General features: G+C 69.7%; 14 protein-coding genes and 2 tRNA genes. 10 read left to right on the top strand and 6 right to left on the bottom strand.

All coding sequences use genetic code 11. From position 1 onward, the window contains the following. Positions 1–95: 95 nt before the first annotated feature. From aceE to JOD63_RS06460, 6 genes are all read left to right on the top strand, one after another. Positions 96–2,825 (top strand): pyruvate dehydrogenase (acetyl-transferring), homodimeric type, encoded by a 2,730-nt coding sequence (gene aceE / locus JOD63_RS06485; RefSeq protein WP_045276808.1) that lies wholly within the window; start codon positions 96–98, stop codon positions 2,823–2,825. Between the two features lie 8 nt (positions 2,826–2,833). Further along, positions 2,834–4,045: a PucR family transcriptional regulator gene (locus tag JOD63_RS06480; protein ID WP_045276807.1), complete on the top strand. Its 1,212-nt coding sequence runs from the start codon at positions 2,834–2,836 to the stop codon at positions 4,043–4,045. An 88-nt stretch (positions 4,046–4,133) separates the two neighbouring features. Continuing rightward, the gene (locus JOD63_RS06475) at positions 4,134–5,045 is read left to right on the top strand and encodes an ACP S-malonyltransferase (protein WP_045276806.1); all 912 of its coding nucleotides are present in this window, start codon (positions 4,134–4,136) and stop codon (positions 5,043–5,045) included. Between the two features lie 14 nt (positions 5,046–5,059). Further along, on the top strand, positions 5,060–6,061 hold the full coding sequence (locus tag JOD63_RS06470; protein ID WP_045276805.1) for a beta-ketoacyl-ACP synthase III: 1,002 nt from the start codon (positions 5,060–5,062) through the stop codon (positions 6,059–6,061). Between the two features lie 77 nt (positions 6,062–6,138). Continuing rightward, the gene (locus JOD63_RS06465; RefSeq protein WP_045276804.1) at positions 6,139–6,387 is read left to right on the top strand and encodes an acyl carrier protein; all 249 of its coding nucleotides are present in this window, start codon (positions 6,139–6,141) and stop codon (positions 6,385–6,387) included. A gap of 58 nt (positions 6,388–6,445) precedes the next feature. Then, the gene (locus JOD63_RS06460) at positions 6,446–7,684 is read left to right on the top strand and encodes a beta-ketoacyl-[acyl-carrier-protein] synthase family protein (protein ID WP_045276803.1); all 1,239 of its coding nucleotides are present in this window, start codon (positions 6,446–6,448) and stop codon (positions 7,682–7,684) included. Between the two features lie 161 nt (positions 7,685–7,845). Here JOD63_RS06460 and JOD63_RS06455 read toward each other — a convergent pair whose 3' ends face one another. Both JOD63_RS06455 and JOD63_RS06450 read right to left on the bottom strand, forming a co-directional pair. Further along, positions 7,846–8,349 carry a DUF3145 domain-containing protein gene (locus JOD63_RS06455; protein ID WP_045276802.1) on the bottom strand — a complete coding sequence of 168 codons (504 nt, stop codon included), beginning with the start codon at positions 8,347–8,349 and terminating at the stop codon, positions 7,846–7,848. A 185-nt stretch (positions 8,350–8,534) separates the two neighbouring features. Beyond that, positions 8,535–9,308: a hypothetical protein gene (locus JOD63_RS06450; protein WP_045276801.1), complete on the bottom strand. Its 774-nt coding sequence runs from the start codon at positions 9,306–9,308 to the stop codon at positions 8,535–8,537. Positions 9,309–9,521: 213 nt separating this feature from the next. Between JOD63_RS06450 and JOD63_RS06445 the strand changes: the two genes are divergently transcribed. The 3 genes from JOD63_RS06445 to JOD63_RS06435 all read left to right on the top strand — a co-directional run bounded on the left by JOD63_RS06445 (position 9,522) and on the right by JOD63_RS06435 (position 11,984). Further along, complete coding sequence (locus JOD63_RS06445; protein ID WP_045276800.1) at positions 9,522–11,510, top strand: DUF262 domain-containing protein; 1,989 nt, start codon at positions 9,522–9,524, stop codon at positions 11,508–11,510. A 31-nt stretch (positions 11,511–11,541) separates the two neighbouring features. Further along, positions 11,542–11,615: transfer RNA gene (locus JOD63_RS06440), tRNA-Ile, on the top strand. Positions 11,616–11,696: 81 nt separating this feature from the next. Continuing rightward, a complete protein-coding gene (locus tag JOD63_RS06435; RefSeq protein WP_045276799.1) occupies positions 11,697–11,984 on the top strand; it encodes a hypothetical protein in 288 nt (95 codons plus the stop codon). 6 nt (positions 11,985–11,990) lie between these two features. On the opposite strand, the gene JOD63_RS06430 is transcribed toward JOD63_RS06435, so the two are convergent. Beyond that, positions 11,991–13,070 carry a DMT family transporter gene (locus JOD63_RS06430; RefSeq protein ID WP_045276798.1) on the bottom strand — a complete coding sequence of 360 codons (1,080 nt, stop codon included), beginning with the start codon at positions 13,068–13,070 and terminating at the stop codon, positions 11,991–11,993. Positions 13,071–13,112: 42 nt separating this feature from the next. Here JOD63_RS06430 and def point away from each other — a divergent pair, with 42 nt between their 5' ends. After that, the gene (gene def / locus JOD63_RS06425; protein ID WP_084613713.1) at positions 13,113–13,679 is read left to right on the top strand and encodes a peptide deformylase; all 567 of its coding nucleotides are present in this window, start codon (positions 13,113–13,115) and stop codon (positions 13,677–13,679) included. Here the strand turns inward: def and JOD63_RS06420 are convergent. The 3 genes from JOD63_RS06420 to JOD63_RS06410 form a co-directional block, all read right to left on the bottom strand. Continuing rightward, positions 13,676–14,353 carry a hypothetical protein gene (locus JOD63_RS06420; protein WP_045276797.1) on the bottom strand — a complete coding sequence of 226 codons (678 nt, stop codon included), beginning with the start codon at positions 14,351–14,353 and terminating at the stop codon, positions 13,676–13,678. The genes def and JOD63_RS06420 overlap by 4 nt on opposite strands. A 62-nt stretch (positions 14,354–14,415) precedes the next feature. Further along, positions 14,416–14,488, bottom strand: a tRNA-Asn gene (locus JOD63_RS06415). 64 nt (positions 14,489–14,552) lie between these two features. After that, positions 14,553–15,341: an ATP-binding cassette domain-containing protein gene (locus JOD63_RS06410; protein WP_045276796.1), complete on the bottom strand. Its 789-nt coding sequence runs from the start codon at positions 15,339–15,341 to the stop codon at positions 14,553–14,555. Positions 15,342–15,364 lie beyond the last annotated feature (23 nt).

Raw genomic sequence — 15,364 nt, 5'->3', positions numbered from 1 at the left:
GGCTGGCACACGGTGCATTGTGTGCGGCGGACAAAGCCCACCGGGCGCCGACAGCGATTCCCTGGCACGATCTGCCAGACGACGAAAGGTCTTCTGTGACTGTCAACGATCAGGATCCGTATTCGCAGGACCCCCTCGACAGTGATCCCGAAGAGACCGCCGAGTGGCAGGAGTCCCTCCAGCAGCTCGTGCAGTCGCGGGGCCACGGGCGCGGACGCGAGATCATGCTGAGCCTGCTGCAGACCTCCCACGAGTTGCAGCTGAACGTCCCGCAGGTGCCCACCACGGACTACATCAACACCATCTCGCCCGACGCGGAGCCCGCCTTCCCGGGCGACGAGGAGCTCGAGCGCCGCTACCGCCGGTGGATCCGCTGGAACGCCGCGCTCACGGTGCACCGCGCGCAGCGCCCCGGCATCGGCGTGGGCGGCCACATCTCCACGTACGCCTCGTCGGCGTCGCTGTACGAAGTGGGCTTCAACCACTTCTTCCGCGGGCTCGACGACCCCAACGGCGGCGACCAGGTGTTCATCCAGGGTCACGCCTCCCCCGGCATCTACGCGCGCTCCTTCCTCGAAGGACGCCTGTCGGAGGAGCAGCTCGACGGCTTCCGCCAGGAGAAGTCGAAGGCCCCGAACGCGCTGCCCTCGTACCCGCACCCGCGCCTCATGCCGGAGTACTGGCAGTTCCCGACGGTCTCGATGGGTCTCGGCCCGATCAACGCCATCTACCAGGCGATGACCAACAAGTACCTCACGAACCGCGGCATCAAGGACCTCTCGAACTCCCACGTGTGGGCGTTCCTCGGCGACGGCGAGATGGACGAGGTCGAGAGCCGCGGCCAGCTGCAGGTCGCGGCGAACGAGGGCCTCGACAACCTCACCTTCGTCGTCAACTGCAACCTGCAGCGCCTCGACGGCCCGGTCCGCGGCAACGGCAAGATCATCCAGGAGCTCGAGAGCTACTTCCGCGGCGCCGGATGGAACGTCATCAAGGTCGTCTGGGGCTCCGGCTGGGACGAGCTGCTGGCCAAGGACACCGACGGCGCGCTCGTGCACCTCATGAACACGACGCCCGACGGCGATTTCCAGACCTACCGCGCCGAGGACGGCGCCTTCATCCGCGAGCACTTCTTCGGGCGCGACGAGCGCACGGCCGCGCTGGTGAAGGACTGGTCCGACGACGACATCTGGGGCAAGCTCCGCCGCGGCGGGCTCGACTACCGCAAGGTGTACGGCGCGTACAAGGCGGCGATGGAGCACAAGGGCCAGCCCACCGTGATCCTCGCCAAGACGATCAAGGGCTACGGCCTCGGTCATCACTTCGAGGGACGCAACGCGACCCACCAGATGAAGAAGATGACCCTGCAGGACCTCAAGTACTTCCGCGACTCGATGCGCATCCCCGTGTCGGACGCGCAGCTCGAGGAGAACCCCTACGCCCCGCCGTACTACAACCCCGGCGCTCAGGATGAGACGATCCAGTACATGCTGGAGCGTCGCCGCGCGCTCGGCGGATTCCTCCCCGAGCGCCGCACGCACCACGTCGGCCTGCAGCTGCCCGGCGATGAGGCGTACGCGCTCCCCAAGAAGGGCTCGGGCACGCAGGAGATCGCCACGACCATGGCGTTCGTCCGACTCCTGAAGGACCTGCTCCGCTCGAAGGACTTCGGCCACCGGATCGTGCCGATCATCCCCGACGAGGCGCGCACGTTCGGTATGGACGCCTACTTCCCGACGGCGAAGATCTACAACCCGCACGGCCAGAACTACACGTCGGTCGACCGCGAACTGCTCCTCGCCTACAAGGAGAGCCCGCAGGGCCAGATCCTTCACGTCGGGATCAACGAGGCCGGCGCCGTCGCGGCGTTCACGGCCACCGGAACCTCGTACTCGACGCACGGCGAGCCGCTCATCCCGGTCTACGTCTTCTACTCGATGTTCGGCTTCCAGCGCACCGGCGACGCCCAGTGGGCGGCGGGCGACCAGATGGCCCGCGGCTTCATCATCGGCGCGACCGCCGGTCGCACCACGCTCACCGGTGAGGGTCTGCAGCACGCGGACGGACACTCGCCGCTGCTCGCATCCACGAACCCGGCCACGCTGTCGTACGACCCGGCGTACGGGTACGAGATCGCGCACATCGTCCGCTCGGGCATCGAGCGCATGTACGGCGGCAACCACCCCGACCCCAACGTCATGTACTACATGACGGTGTACAACGAGCCGCTCGTCCAGCCGGCCGAGCCCGCGGATGTGGACGTCGACGGCATCGTGCGCGGCATCCACCGGGTGTCGACCGCTGAGGGCGAGGGCCCCCGGGTCCAGATCCTCGCATCGGGCGTCGGCGTGCCGTGGGCGTTCGAGGCGCAGCAGCTCCTGCGCGACGACTGGGGCGTTCAGGCCGACATCTGGTCGGTCACATCGTGGGGCGAGCTGCGCCGCGACGGTCTCGCCGCCGACGAGCACAACTTCCTCCACCCCGAGGCAGAGCCGCGCACCGCGTACATCACCGAGAAGCTCAAGGATGCCGCGGGCCCCGTGGTCGCCGTGAGCGACTTCATGCACGCCGTGCAGGACCAGATCCGGCCGTGGGTGCCGAACTCGTTCGTGACCCTCGGTGCCGACGGCTTCGGCTTCAGCGACACCCGCGCCGCAGCGCGCCGCTACTTCAAGATCGACGGTCCGTCGATCGTGGTGCGCACGCTCCAGGCGCTGGCCGCCGAAGGCAAGGTGGACCGCGCTCTGTCGGCTCAGGCGATCGAGAAGTACCGCCTGCACGACGTGACCGCCGGTACGAGCGGAAACGCCGGCGGCGAGAGCTGACACCCCCGATGGCCCAGACGATGGACAAGACCGAGACGCTCGCGTGGCTGCGACGCATCTCGGGAGACCTCGCGACGGCCACGATCAAGCGGCTGGAGGACTCGCTCCCCTGGTACGCCGAGATGCCGCCTGCGCGACGGTCCGCCGTCGGACTCGTCGCGCAGGCGGGCATCACCTCGTTCATCCAGTGGTACGAGGACCCGAAGTCCACTCCGTGGATCGCGGCCGACATCTTCGCGGCCGCGCCGCGGGAGCTGCTGCGCAGCGTCAGCCTTACACAGACGCTGCAGCTCATCCGCGTCACCGTGGAGGTGACCGAGGAGCGGGTCGCCGGCAAGGGCGAGCACCTGCGTGAGGCGATCCTGCTCTACTCGCGCGAGGTCGCCTTCGCGGCCGCAGACGTCTACGCCCGCGCGGCCGAGGCCCGCGGCCTGTGGGACGCGCGACTGGAGGCGCTCGTCGTCGACTCGATCCTCACGGGCGAGGCCGACGAGGAGCTGCCCAGTCGCATCGCCGCTCTCGGATGGCACGGTCACGGCGAGGTCGCGGTGCTGGTGGGCACGACGCCGGCGCAGTTCGACGTCGATCAGCTGCGCCGCACCTCCCGCAAGCTGGGCGTCGACGTGCTCATCGGCGTGCAGGGGTCGCGCCTCGTGCTCGTCCTCGGTCGGGCGGAGCCTCCCGCGCGCACCGAGGACCTCGCGGCCGACCTGCCGTTCACCGAGATCGCGCGTCGGCTCGAGCCGGGCTTCGGCCCCGGGCACCTGGTGCTCGGGCCGACGGTGCCGGCACTGGTCGACGCCGGGCAGAGCGCGCGGGCCTCGCTCGCCGGGTTCGCCGTCGCCCGGGCCTGGCGGAACGCGCCCCGACCCGTCGAGGCTGACGACCTGCTCCCCGAGCGCGCGCTGGCAGGCGATCCGCTCGCCAAGCAGACGCTCGTCGAGCGGATCTACCGCCCGCTGCAGGCGCACAGCGCGGACCTCGTGACGACGCTGTGGAGCTACCTCGACAACGGGCGCTCGCTCGAGGCGACCGCGCGGGAGCTCTTCGTGCACCCCAACACCGTGCGCTACCGCCTCAAGCGGGTGTCCGAGGTCATCGGGTGGGATGCCACGGGCCCGCGCGAGGCGCTGATCCTGCAGACGGCGCTCATCCTCGGCTCCATCGGAACAGACGCGACGCGCCGGCGCTCCTCGGTTCCCCGCCGCCCGCGGCCCTGATCCCGCTGTGCGCCGCGCACAAAGGCTTCTCCGATTCTTGTGACAGGATCGCCAGATCCGCTCCGCCGATCCTTGGCAGGATGGAGTGGTGATGATCGCGGTCTTCCCCGGACAGGGCTCGCAGTCCCCCGGGTTCCTCTCCCCCTGGCTCGAGCTCGACGGCGCCGCTGAGCGCCTCGCGCGCTACTCGGAGTGGTCGGGGGTCGACCTCGTCGCCGCCGGAACCGAGTGGGACGCCGACCGGATCCGCGACACGCAGGTGGCCCAGCCCCTCATCGTCGCGGCGAGCCTTCTGTCGTGGAACGCCCTGCCCTCGCGTGAGCGCGTGACCGGCGTCGCCGGACACTCGGTCGGTGAGTTCGCGGCCGCAGCGGCGGCGGGCATCCTCTCCGAGGAGGACGCCCTGCGTCTCGTCGGCATCCGCGGACGGGCGATGGCCGAGGCCGCAGCCGCCGAGGTGACCGGCATGAGCGCGGTGCTCGGGGGCGACGAGTCCGCCGTCATCGCTCGGCTCGAAGAGCTCGACCTCACCCCGGCGAACCACAACGGCGGCGGGCAGATCGTCGCCGCCGGATCGATCGAATCGCTGCAGGCGCTGAGCGCCGCACCGCCCGCGGGCACGCGGGTCATCGCGCTCCAGGTCGCAGGTGCCTTCCACACCAGGTACATGGCTCCCGCGGTCGACACGCTCGCCGCCGCTGCGGGCGAGGTCGAGGCATCCGACCCGCGCGTCACCGTCTGGACGAACCGCGACGGATCCGTGGTGTCGTCGGGCACGGCGTTCCGCGACCTCCTCGTGGCGCAGGTCGCGTCACCGGTGCGGTGGGACCTGTGCATGGCGGCGTTCGCCGAACACGGGGTGAGCGGCATCGTGGAGCTCTCGCCGGCGGGTACGCTCGTGGGGCTCGCCAAGCGCGGGCTGCGTGGAGTCCCGGCCGTCGCGGTCAAGACTCCCGAAGACCTCCCGGCCGCCGGCGCTCTCGTCGGGGCCGACGCATGAGCGGAGACAAGCGAATGACCCCCACCCTCGTCCAGCCCACCGGCGCGGCGCACACCCGCATCTACGCGTACGGCGCCGCGCGCGGTGAGGTCGCCGTGCCCAACGAGGATCTCATCGGCCCGATCGACTCGAGCGACGAGTGGATCCGTCAGCGAACCGGCATCATCACGCGGATGCGCGCGGTCGCCGACACCGACGCGATCGACCTCGCCACCGACGCCGCCCGCGAGGCGATCGAACGCTCGGGAATCCCGGCATCCGACATCGACGCCGTCATCGTCGCGACGATCAGCAACCCCAAGCAGTCACCGTCGGTCTCGGCGATCGTGGCCGACCGTGTCGGCTCGAACCCTGCGGCCGCATACGACCTCAACGCCGCCTGCGCCGGCTTCGCGTACGGCGTCGCCCAGGCCGATGCGCTCATCCGCGCCGGTGCGGCGAAGTACGCGGTCGTGATCGGCGCCGAGAAGCTGAGCGACATCGTGGACCCCGCCGACCGGTCCATCTCGTTCCTGCTGGGCGACGGCGCCGGCGCCGCCGTGATCGGCCCGAGCGACACGCCGGGGATCGGCCCGACCGTCTGGGGCTCCGACGGATCGAAGTCCGAGGCCGTGGGCATGAACTTCACGCTCACCGAGTTCCGCGACGGCGCCGCACCGTGGCCCACTCTGCGTCAGGAGGGCCCGACGGTCTTCCGCTGGGCGGTCTGGGAGATGGTCAAGGTCGCGCGTCAGGCCCTCGAGGCCGCCGGCATCGAGGCATCCGACCTCGCCGCCTTCGTGCCCCACCAGGCGAACATGCGCATCATCGACGAGTTCGCCAAGCAGCTCGGTCTCCCGGAGTCGGTGGTCATCGGCCGCGACATCGAGACGACCGGCAACACCTCGGCAGCATCCATCCCGCTCGCGACCCACCGCCTCCTGGAGGAGCACCCCGAGCTCAGCGGCGGTCTCGCCCTGCAGATCGGATTCGGCGCCGGCCTGGTGTTCGGCGCCCAGGTGGTCGTGCTCCCCTGAGCCGCAAACGTTCGACCCTAGACTGAGACCCGGCCCGCCCGGGTCCGTGATTCCCCGAAGAAAAACAGGAGATACCCATGGCATTCACCACCGACGAGGTCCTCGCCGGGCTCGCTGAGCTCATCACCGACGAGACCGGCATCTCGGCCGACGAGGTCGCGCTCGAGAAGTCGTTCACCGACGACCTCGACATCGACTCGATCTCGATGATGACGATCGTCGTCAACGCCGAAGAGAAGTTCGGCGTGACCATCCCCGACGACGAGGTCAAGAACCTCAAGACCGTCGGCGACGCGGTCACCTTCATCACGTCCAACCAGGCGTGACGTCCCTCCGGTGGGGGCTTCGGCCCCCACCGGCACGTCCACACGAGGAGCACACAGCATGAGCACTCCCCGCATCGTCGTCACCGGCATCGGAGCATCCACCCCCCTGGGCGGCACCGCCCCCGAGAGCTGGGCGGCCCTGCTCGACGGCGTCTCGGGCACGCGCACCCTCGAGTACGACTGGGTGGAGAAGTACGACCTGCCCGTCACCTTCGCCGCCGAGGCGAAGGTGCGTCCCGACACCGTCCTCGCACGCCCGCTCGCCAAGCGGCTCGACCCGTCGTCGCAGTTCGCGATGGTGGCGGCCATGGAGGCGTGGGCGGATGCCGGCGAGCCCGACGTCGCCCCCGAGCGCCTGGGCGTCGACTTCGCCACCGGCATCGGCGGCCTCTGGACCCTGCTCGACGGCTGGGACACCCTGCGCGAGAAGGGCCCGCGTCGCGTGCTGCCCATGACCGTGCCCATGCTCATGCCCAATGCCGCGGCGGGCAACCTGTCGCTGCACTTCAACGCACGCGCCTATGCGCGAACGGTCGCGAGCGCCTGCGCCTCGAGCACGGAGTCGCTCGTCAACGCGGTCGAGCACATCCGCTCGGGTCTCGCCGACGTCGTGATCGCCGGTGGCACCGAGTCGGTGATCCACCCCGTCACGATCGCGTCCTTCTCGTCGATGCAGGCCCTCTCGCGGCGCAACGATGACCCTGCAACCGCATCGCGCCCCTGCAGCATCGACCGCGACGGATTCGTCATGGGCGAGGGTGCCGCGGTGCTCATCCTCGAGACCGAGGAGCACGCCCGCGCTCGCGGCGCGAAGATCTACGCAGCGATCGTCGGCGGCGGCGTCACGGCGGATTCGTACCACATCACCGCGAACGACCCCGAGGGCCTCGGTGCGGCGCGCGCGGTCGAGATGGCGCTGGCGATGGCGGATGCGTCGATCGACGACGTCACCCACATCAACGCCCACTCGACGTCGACCCCGGTCGGCGACCCGAACGAGTACCAGGCGCTGAAGGCCGTGTTCGGCGACCGCATCCACGACATCCCCGTCTCGGCCACCAAGGCCTCGACCGGGCACCTGCTCGGCGGCACCGGTGCGCTCGAGGCGATGTTCACCGTGCTCGCGCTCCGCGATCGCGTGGCGCCGCCCACGATCAACATCAGCACGCAGGACCCGGCGGTGCCGTTCCGGATCTCGGGTGCCCCGACTCCGCTCGGCGACGGTCCGCACCTCGCGATCAGCAACTCGTTCGGCTTCGGCGGCCACAACGCGGTCGCCGCGTTCGCCAGCGTCTGACGCGCAGTCGACGCGCGCACGACGTCGCATCGAACGAAAGACGCCCCCCGGGAAGCCACCGGGGGGCGTCTTGTCGTGTCAGGCGGGGATTCGCTTTCCCGCTGCCCGGGACTGTGCACCGAGCTTCGGTAGTCGCGCCTCCGACCGCCTGAGTCTGTGGGTCAGCCGACCTTGTGCAGCCAGACCACGGGCGCGTCGTCGCCGGCGTGGCGGAAGGGCTCGAGTTCTTCGTCCCACGCACCGCCGAGCGCCACGTGCAGCTCGCGGTGCAGTTCGAAGACATCGGCTCCGGCGATGTCGAGGGCGTACCGCAGCCGGTCCTCGCCGATGACGACGTTGCCGGCCGTGTCGGTCTGGGCGTAGTGGATTCCGAGGCTCGGCGTGTGGAGCCAGCGGCCGCCGTCGCTGCGCGGCGTGGGATCCTCGCTCACCTCGAACCGGAGGTGCTCCCACCCGCGGATCGCGGTCGCGAGAGCGGCGCCGGTGCCGACCGGGCCCTCCCAGTAGAACTCGGCCCGGCGGCTGCCGGCGAGCACGGGCTGCTCCGCCCAGTCGAAATTGATGGCGCGGCCGAGCGCACGCCCGACAGCCCACTCGAGGTGCGGGCACAACGCCCGTGGCGCCGAGTGGATGAAGATCACCCCGCGCGCCTGTGATGTCGCCATGATCTCTCCCGTTCGTTCAGGTGCGTCTTCCCCTACGACCTGACGGGCGCCTCATGGCTTGTTCGGTTGTCTGCGGCCATTATCACCCGGCGACGCCGCAAATCACAAGGCTGTGATTCCCGCGTGTCGCGGGAACGACGACGGGTCCCGACCGCTCGATCGGGACCCGTCTCGGCTGGTGAGGCTCAGGCCTCGCTCATGGCGAGGACCTCGGCCTGGCCCTTGGCCGCGTAGTAGGCAGCGCGCGCGGCATCCTTGCGGGCCTGCTCGGCGTAGCCGGCGTCGAGGATCGCCTGGTCGACATGCACGCTCTCGACGCGGTTGCGTCCGTTGTACTTCTCGATGTACGCGTCGAGCTCGGGACCGCTCGTCCACGAGGTGATGAGGTTGTAGCGCGGATCGGTGCCGACGTGGGTCGTCGCGTGCCACAGCCGCTGGGTGTCGATGATCAGCTGGGCGCCCGCGGGCAGGGCGATGCGCACCTCGCCCAGGGGGTCGGTGCGGTTCTCACGCAGGACGAAGAAGCTGTCCTTGTCGTCGGTGAGGTTGAAGAAGCCGCGCACGACCCAGCCGGTGCCGTCGGGGTTCAGGCGGTTGTTGTCGTCCTGGTGCAGGTTGTAGAGGCACTCGCCGTACGGGGTCGGCTGCAACTCGATCACGCGGCAGCGGCCGACGTTCGCACCCGGCTCCTGCGCGCGACGGGTGAGGTTCGGCGCCTTCGCGACCTGCGACTCGACCCAGACGCCGTCCTTGTCGGTACGCGGCGGCTTGTGGTTCCAGAAGCCGTTGCATTCGATCTCGCCCTTCGCCGAGGCGAGAGGTGCGAAGCGGGTGTCGCCGGAGGACTTCCAGTCGACGTACTCGATGTCGAGCCACTCCTTCGGATCGAGTTCCTGGGCGTAGCTGTCGAGGACGACGTAGCCGGTCTCCTCGAGCGCGGCGGACTTGATGTAACCCATGTCAGGTTGCCTTTCGTCAGTGAGCCAGCACGTTTTAACAGGCTCGACTTAGGCAAGCCTACCTTGGAGCCTCGAGGCGGCCACAGGGGCGGGCCGTGAATATCGGGATGCTCGCGTCGTGCTCGCCGGGCTGACGTGACGCGTCGTCTAAACTCGTCGAGGCGTGCCCGATGGGCATCCCGATCCGAGAGCCTGGGGAGGCGAGCGCACCCGATGGTCACTGCCACGAACGTCGCCGCGACCGCGGTGAACACGATCGGCTGGCTCGCCGGCGGGTCGGGGCGGATCGTCGTCCCCGTCTACCAGCGCCAGTATCGCTGGGACATCGGGGCGTGCGAGCAGCTGCTTCGCGACATCCGCGCGGTCGCCGATCTCGACGATCACCGCATGCACTTCATCGGCTCGGTGCTCTCGTCGCAGGGGGCCGGTCCCGACCTGCTGCTCATCGACGGTCAGCAGCGGATCACCACGCTCATGCTGATGGCGGCAGCCCTGCACCACACGGTCGAGGAGAGCGATCCCGATCTCGCCCGGGAACTGTCTCGGGTGCTGTTCGTCTCCGAGCCCACGCGCACCCGGCTCCTCCCCCACTCCGCCTGGGCCGACGTCTTCGAATCCGTGGTGTCGGACGTGCCCGGGGTGGATGGCGCTCGGGAGTCGCGCTTCGCCGACAATTACGCCTTCTTCCGCAGCCAGATCAGCGCCGTCGAGGCGCCGCGCATCTGGCGGGGGCTGCAGAAGCTCGAGCACGTCGCGATCACCCTCGGGGCCGGTGCGAACGCGCAGCAGATCTTCGAGAGCCTCAATTCCACCGGTGAACCGCTGCGCGATCACGAGCTGATCCACAACTACGTGCTGATGGGGCTCACTCCCGAGCAGCAGCGGCGCGTCGAAGAGGAGTTCTGGCTGCCGATCGAACGCAGCACGGGCGAGGCGATCGCGCAGTTCTGGCGGCAGTACCTCGTGATGGAGACCGGGCGCGAGATCGACGCGCGCCGGCGTGGCGTCTACGACACCTTCCGCGAGGTCTTCCCGATGCTCACCGTGGAGACGCTCGAAGCCCACGCGTCGACGTGGCGCGACTACGCCGAGGTCTACGGCATCCTCCGCGATCCGGCCCGCGCAGGTGACGACGAGATCGCCGGTCACCTCGCAGCGATCGCCGCCTTCGGATCGACCATGCACCCGCTCACCATGCGGGCGTATCAGGAGCACCGGCGGGGCAGGATCCCGCGCGCCGAGCTCATCGACACCCTCGAACTCGTGCAGTCCCTCCTGCTGCGACGCGCCGTGGCGGGGATCACCGTCGACCGACTGGTCGCGCGGCTGTGCCGGGCACGCGCGGAGGGGCACGACGCGCTCGTCGTCGCCGCCGCGCGCATCATGCCCTCCGACGAGCGAATGGCGCTCGCGCTGAAGTTCTCGCCGCTCCCCCACCCGCGATACGTTCTCGGGCGCCTCGCCGGGGTCGAAGCGGCGGCATCCGTCGATGTGGACCACATCGTGCCGCTCACGCCGTCCGACGCCTGGTCGGGCGACGGCGCCCGCGCCTGGGCCGACCTCAGCGAAGACGAGCAGAACAGCCTGCGCGCCCTCGCGCCGACGCTCGGCAACCTCACGCTCATCGAGGAGCCGCTGGCCCTGCAGGCCTTCGATGCGCCGTTCCCGGTCAAGCAGGCGCTGTACCGGCGAAGCGCGGTCGACCTGACGACCGCCGTCGCAGAGACGACCACCTGGAACACCGCGGCTATCGGTGCACGCACCGCCGCGCTGACCGGCCGGTTCACCGAGACCTGGCGCCGCCCGCAGATCACGCATATCGACGACGACGGGCTCACACCGATCCTCGATGCGGTGCGCCGCCGGGGATGGCCCGCAGGATGGCACCGGGAGTGGTCGTACGTCGAGTATCAGGGCGAGCACTGGGAGGTCCCCGATCTCAAGTACCTCTTCAACCGCGTGTTCAAGCGTCTGTGGGCCGACGACCGCGACGCCGTGGTGACGTACAGCGCGCGCCGAGGAGGCCCGGTGTACACCGAGCAGTCGTGGACGGGTCACTGGGACCGCATCGACGACGGCCACTGGCTCTACATGGGCTGGGACTACAGCTACATGATGGGTGCCGTCCAGGGCGTGCTCGAAGAGGCGGGCATCGCTCCCGAGGTGTTCGTGAAGTACTCCTACATCGGCGACGCGATGTAGGCCCTGCGCCGGGCAGATAGGCTCGGTGCGCGGGGCGGTGGCCAAGCTGGTCAAGGCAGCGGGCTCATAACCCGACGATCGTGGGTTCAAGTCCCACCCGCCCTACTCCCGGGAGGGCCGCCTGCGGGCGGCCCTCCGCTCGTCTGCGGGGCATCCGGCAGAGCGCGCTGTGCGATGATTCACGACATGGATGCCATCGCGTGGACGATTCTCGGCGCTGTGGGCGCCGTGGCGATCACGCTCGTCGCCTGCGCCCCGGCGCTCAAGCGCGACCAGCTGCGTCGTCAGACGGCCGGTTCTGCGGGCGGAGCCCTGGCCGGGATCGGGTCGGGCTTCGACGCCGTCTGGAGGCCGTCTGCCGAAGATGCGAACGCCCAGTGGGAGGCTCAGATCGAGCTGCCCGCACCGGCTCCGAGCCCCGGCGACGGAGGCAGCATCGACGACGGATCGATCGTCATCGACCTCGACGACTGAGCTGCTTCAGCGGTTCTCCGCCTCGTCGGCCTTGTCTTTGACGGGAGGATCGGGCCAGACCTTCGCGACGGCCTCCTGCACGCGGATGGACCCGGTCATCGGGTGCGAGGCGTCACCGCCGCTCCCCCGCTCGATGGGCAGTCCCTGGCTGTCGCTGAGCACCTGCGGGTGGTAGCGGCCCAGCTGGTACACGCCCCACATCGCGATCGCACCGAGCACACCGAACGCGATGTACGCCCACAGCGGGGCGCCGGTCGCCTCACCCAGCACGAACAGGCCGATGAGGATGGCGACGATGGGGTCGATCACCGTCAGGCCGGCGATCACGAGGTCGGGCGGGCCCGACGAGTACGCAGTCTGCACGAAGTACGCACCCACGATGGTGGCGGCGACGAGCGCGAACAGGCACAGCAGCGTCAGCCATTCGAAGTCGCCGGACTGGATGCGCGAGATCACGACCTTCGCGAGGGTGGCGACGAAACCATAGATCACGCCCGCCGCCGAGATGTAGAACAGGGCTCCCATCCGCGCGCGCAGCCAGATCCACAGACCCGTGAAGACGATCGTGACGAGCAGGAGCAGCAGCAGGATCGTGATGACCTGCTGGTTCGACACCGGCTTCTCGGTCGCGAACAGCGCAGCGATCGTGACGAACACGAAGATGCCGCCCACGCAGGCCGAGATCGCCGTGATGGATCGCCGCGTCGGGCGGTGCCCCGAGATCTGCGCGTTGAGGAGTGTCGTGATCACCAGCGAGATCGCGCCGAGCGGCTGCACCACGATGAGCGGCGCGAACGACAACGCGGTCAGCTGGCAGACGATGGCGAGGCCCAGCATGATCGTGCCGATCACCCACGACGGCCGGCTCAGCAGGCGTCCGAGGTGCGCGAGGCTGAGCCCGCCGCTCGCGGCGGACCCGCTCATCGCCTCGACCTTCGTCACGCCCCGGTGCTGATACTGCGCACCGAACGACATGAACACCGCGCCGACGAGGGCGAGCGGGATGCCGATCAGGATGTCGGGATTCTGGAAGGCGCCGACGAGCTGATCGCCGACGTCTTCGAGCACCTCACCGGTCAAGACCACATGAAGACCCTAGCCGCCGCGCGCGCTCGATAGGCTCAAGGCGTGGCTGTTCTCCCGATTCGCATCATGGGCGATCCCGTCCTTCACGCTCCCGCCGCCCCCGTCGCGCAGATCGACGACGAGATCCGCACCCTCGTCGCAGACATGTTCGAGACGATGGATGCTGCGCCCGGCGTCGGACTCGCCGCGCCGCAGGTCGGCGTCGCGTTGCGCATCTACACGTACACGTACGAAGACGATGAGGGTGCGCCCTGGCGCGGCGTCCTGATCAACCCGCAGCTGTGGATGCGCCCGCTCGAACCGGGCGAACCCGACCCCGATGAGGAGTCCGAGGGGTGCCTGTCGTTCCCCGGCGAGCGGTTCCCGCTGCGGCGCTCCGATGAGGTGCTCGTCACCGGCACCGATCTCGACGGCGCCCCGGTCAGCATCCAGGTGAGCGGGTGGCGCGCGCGGATCATGCAGCACGAGTTCGACCACCTCGACGGCATCATCTACGTCGACCGTCTCGGCGACGGCGACTGGAAGACGGCGCAGAAGATCGCGCGCAAGCGCGGATGGGGCCGGCCCGGGAGCTCCTGGATGCCGGGCGTCGACGACCTCGACGCCTAGGGGCGCGAGTGCGCCGTCGACGCGGCGACCCGGTTCTGACGCTCGACCCAGCGGCGCAGGTGCGCCTCCGCACCGGGCGGCGCCGAGGCGATGACGTTCATCCCCTGACGCACGAGGTGGGTTCCCACGGTCGTCGTCCCCCACAGGCGCGCCGTGGCGAGAGCACCGGAGTCGACGTCGCGAACCTGCACCTGGATGCTCTGTGCGTCGCGCCGGCGCCGGGCGCCGCCTGCGACGTGCTCGACGACGAGCACCGGCAGATCGCGTTCCGCAGCCGTGGTGAGCACGGTGTCGAGGTCGTGCGCGGCCCAGCGGCCGCGTGTGCGCGCGACGACCCACGACGCCACGACGACCGCGACGCATGCCGCCGCCCCCGGAAGGACGAGCGCGAGCCCGAGCACGGCCGCGACGATGGACCACAGCACGATTCCGCGCAGCGCGAGCAGGATCGCTGCCGCGGACGGCACGAGGAGCAGGAACACCCACGGCGCCGGAACCGCGAACGGAACGGTGAGCGGCATCCGGTCGAAGGCGACCGAGATGCCCACCCAGGCGACCGCGGCGGCGTACACGGCGAGAGCGATCAGCAGCGGAACCGAGCGATGGATCGGCGCCGGCCGGGGAACGGAGCCTTCGACCGCGGTGATGGTCGTACGAGCGCGTCGAGCCGTCATGCATCCCTCGAAATCGGCGGGCCGAATGAAAAAGCCCCGGGGGTGGAGCCCCGGGGCTTTCGCTCCCCCACTTGGACTCGAACCAAGAACCTATCGGTTAACAGCCGATTGCTCTGCCAATTGAGCTATGGAGGAATGTGCTGCGCTGTCGCGCGGGCAACCAGTCAATAGTAGCAAAGCTCAGGGGGTGCTCATGACATCAGCCGGCCACGAGTCGGCGATTCTCGCCCGCGCTCGGCGTCCAGAGCAGGTCGTCGACGCTGCGACCGTAGGCCACGACGTGGCTCCCGCGCATCACCATCACGTCGGCGTCGAGGTCGTCGACGACGTCGCGATCGTTGGTCACGATGAGCGCCGCCATGCCGAGATCTGCGCGCCTCCGCAGGACCGCATCCTTCGCGCAACGCCGCACCTCGACGTCGAGGTTGGCGAAGGGGTCGTCGGCGATGAGGATGCGCGGCTGCAGCACGAGAGCGCGCGCGAGGGCGACGCGCTGGCGCATGCCGGCACTGAGCTCGTACGGGTACTTCGCGGCGGCTCCGAGCGGCAGCATCAGCTCGTCGAGGAGCGTGGCGACCCGCACCTCGAGAGCACGAGCGTTGACTCGTCGATCGCGGCTGGTGATCGGCTGGGCGATCACCTCCGACACGGTGAGCCGTGCGGGCAGGTGGGCGCCGGCGCCCTGGGGCAAGTACCCCGTGTAGTACGTGAGCTGCCGGTGGGCGCGCCCCGGACGACGGACGCGGATGCCGGCGACGTGAGCCTCGCCACCCACGACGGCGAGGCCTCCTCCGCTCTCGCCGGCGAGCACGGCGACGAGGCTCGACTTGCCGGAGCCCGTCGGCCCCATGACGGCGAGCACGCCGCCGTCGGCGAGGGTGAACGTCACCCCGTCGACCACCCGCTGGAGAGGACCGGAGCGGGAGGACCGGGCGATCGAGAGGTCGTCGACGCGGATGGCGGCGTCGTCGGCGGGGCGATGGGGCATGACTTCATCCTGCCTCGAAAGCC

The sequence above is a fragment of the Microbacterium terrae genome (assembly GCF_017831975.1).
GTDB lineage: Bacteria > Actinomycetota > Actinomycetes > Actinomycetales > Microbacteriaceae > Microbacterium > Microbacterium terrae.
The sequence above is the reverse complement of the archived record's forward strand: the minus strand, read 5'-3'. Positions and strand labels throughout refer to the sequence as shown.

Bases quoted from the DNA above. Each gene is read 5' to 3' on its own strand.
- JOD63_RS06480 (WP_045276807.1), top strand. From the start codon at position 2,834: ATGGCCCAGACGATGGACAAGACCGAGACGCTCGCGTGGCTGCGACGC.
- JOD63_RS06470 (WP_045276805.1), top strand. From the start codon at position 5,060: ATGACCCCCACCCTCGTCCAGCCCACCGGCGCGGCGCACACCCGCATC.
- JOD63_RS06465 (WP_045276804.1), top strand. From the start codon at position 6,139: ATGGCATTCACCACCGACGAGGTCCTCGCCGGGCTCGCTGAGCTCATC.
- JOD63_RS06460 (WP_045276803.1), top strand. From the start codon at position 6,446: ATGAGCACTCCCCGCATCGTCGTCACCGGCATCGGAGCATCCACCCCC.
- JOD63_RS06455 (WP_045276802.1), bottom strand. From the start codon at position 8,349: ATGGCGACATCACAGGCGCGCGGGGTGATCTTCATCCACTCGGCGCCA.
- JOD63_RS06450 (WP_045276801.1), bottom strand. From the start codon at position 9,308: ATGGGTTACATCAAGTCCGCCGCGCTCGAGGAGACCGGCTACGTCGTC.
- JOD63_RS06445 (WP_045276800.1), top strand. From the start codon at position 9,522: ATGGTCACTGCCACGAACGTCGCCGCGACCGCGGTGAACACGATCGGC.
- JOD63_RS06435 (WP_045276799.1), top strand. From the start codon at position 11,697: ATGGATGCCATCGCGTGGACGATTCTCGGCGCTGTGGGCGCCGTGGCG.
- JOD63_RS06420 (WP_045276797.1), bottom strand. From the start codon at position 14,353: ATGACGGCTCGACGCGCTCGTACGACCATCACCGCGGTCGAAGGCTCC.
- JOD63_RS06410 (WP_045276796.1), bottom strand. From the start codon at position 15,341: ATGCCCCATCGCCCCGCCGACGACGCCGCCATCCGCGTCGACGACCTC.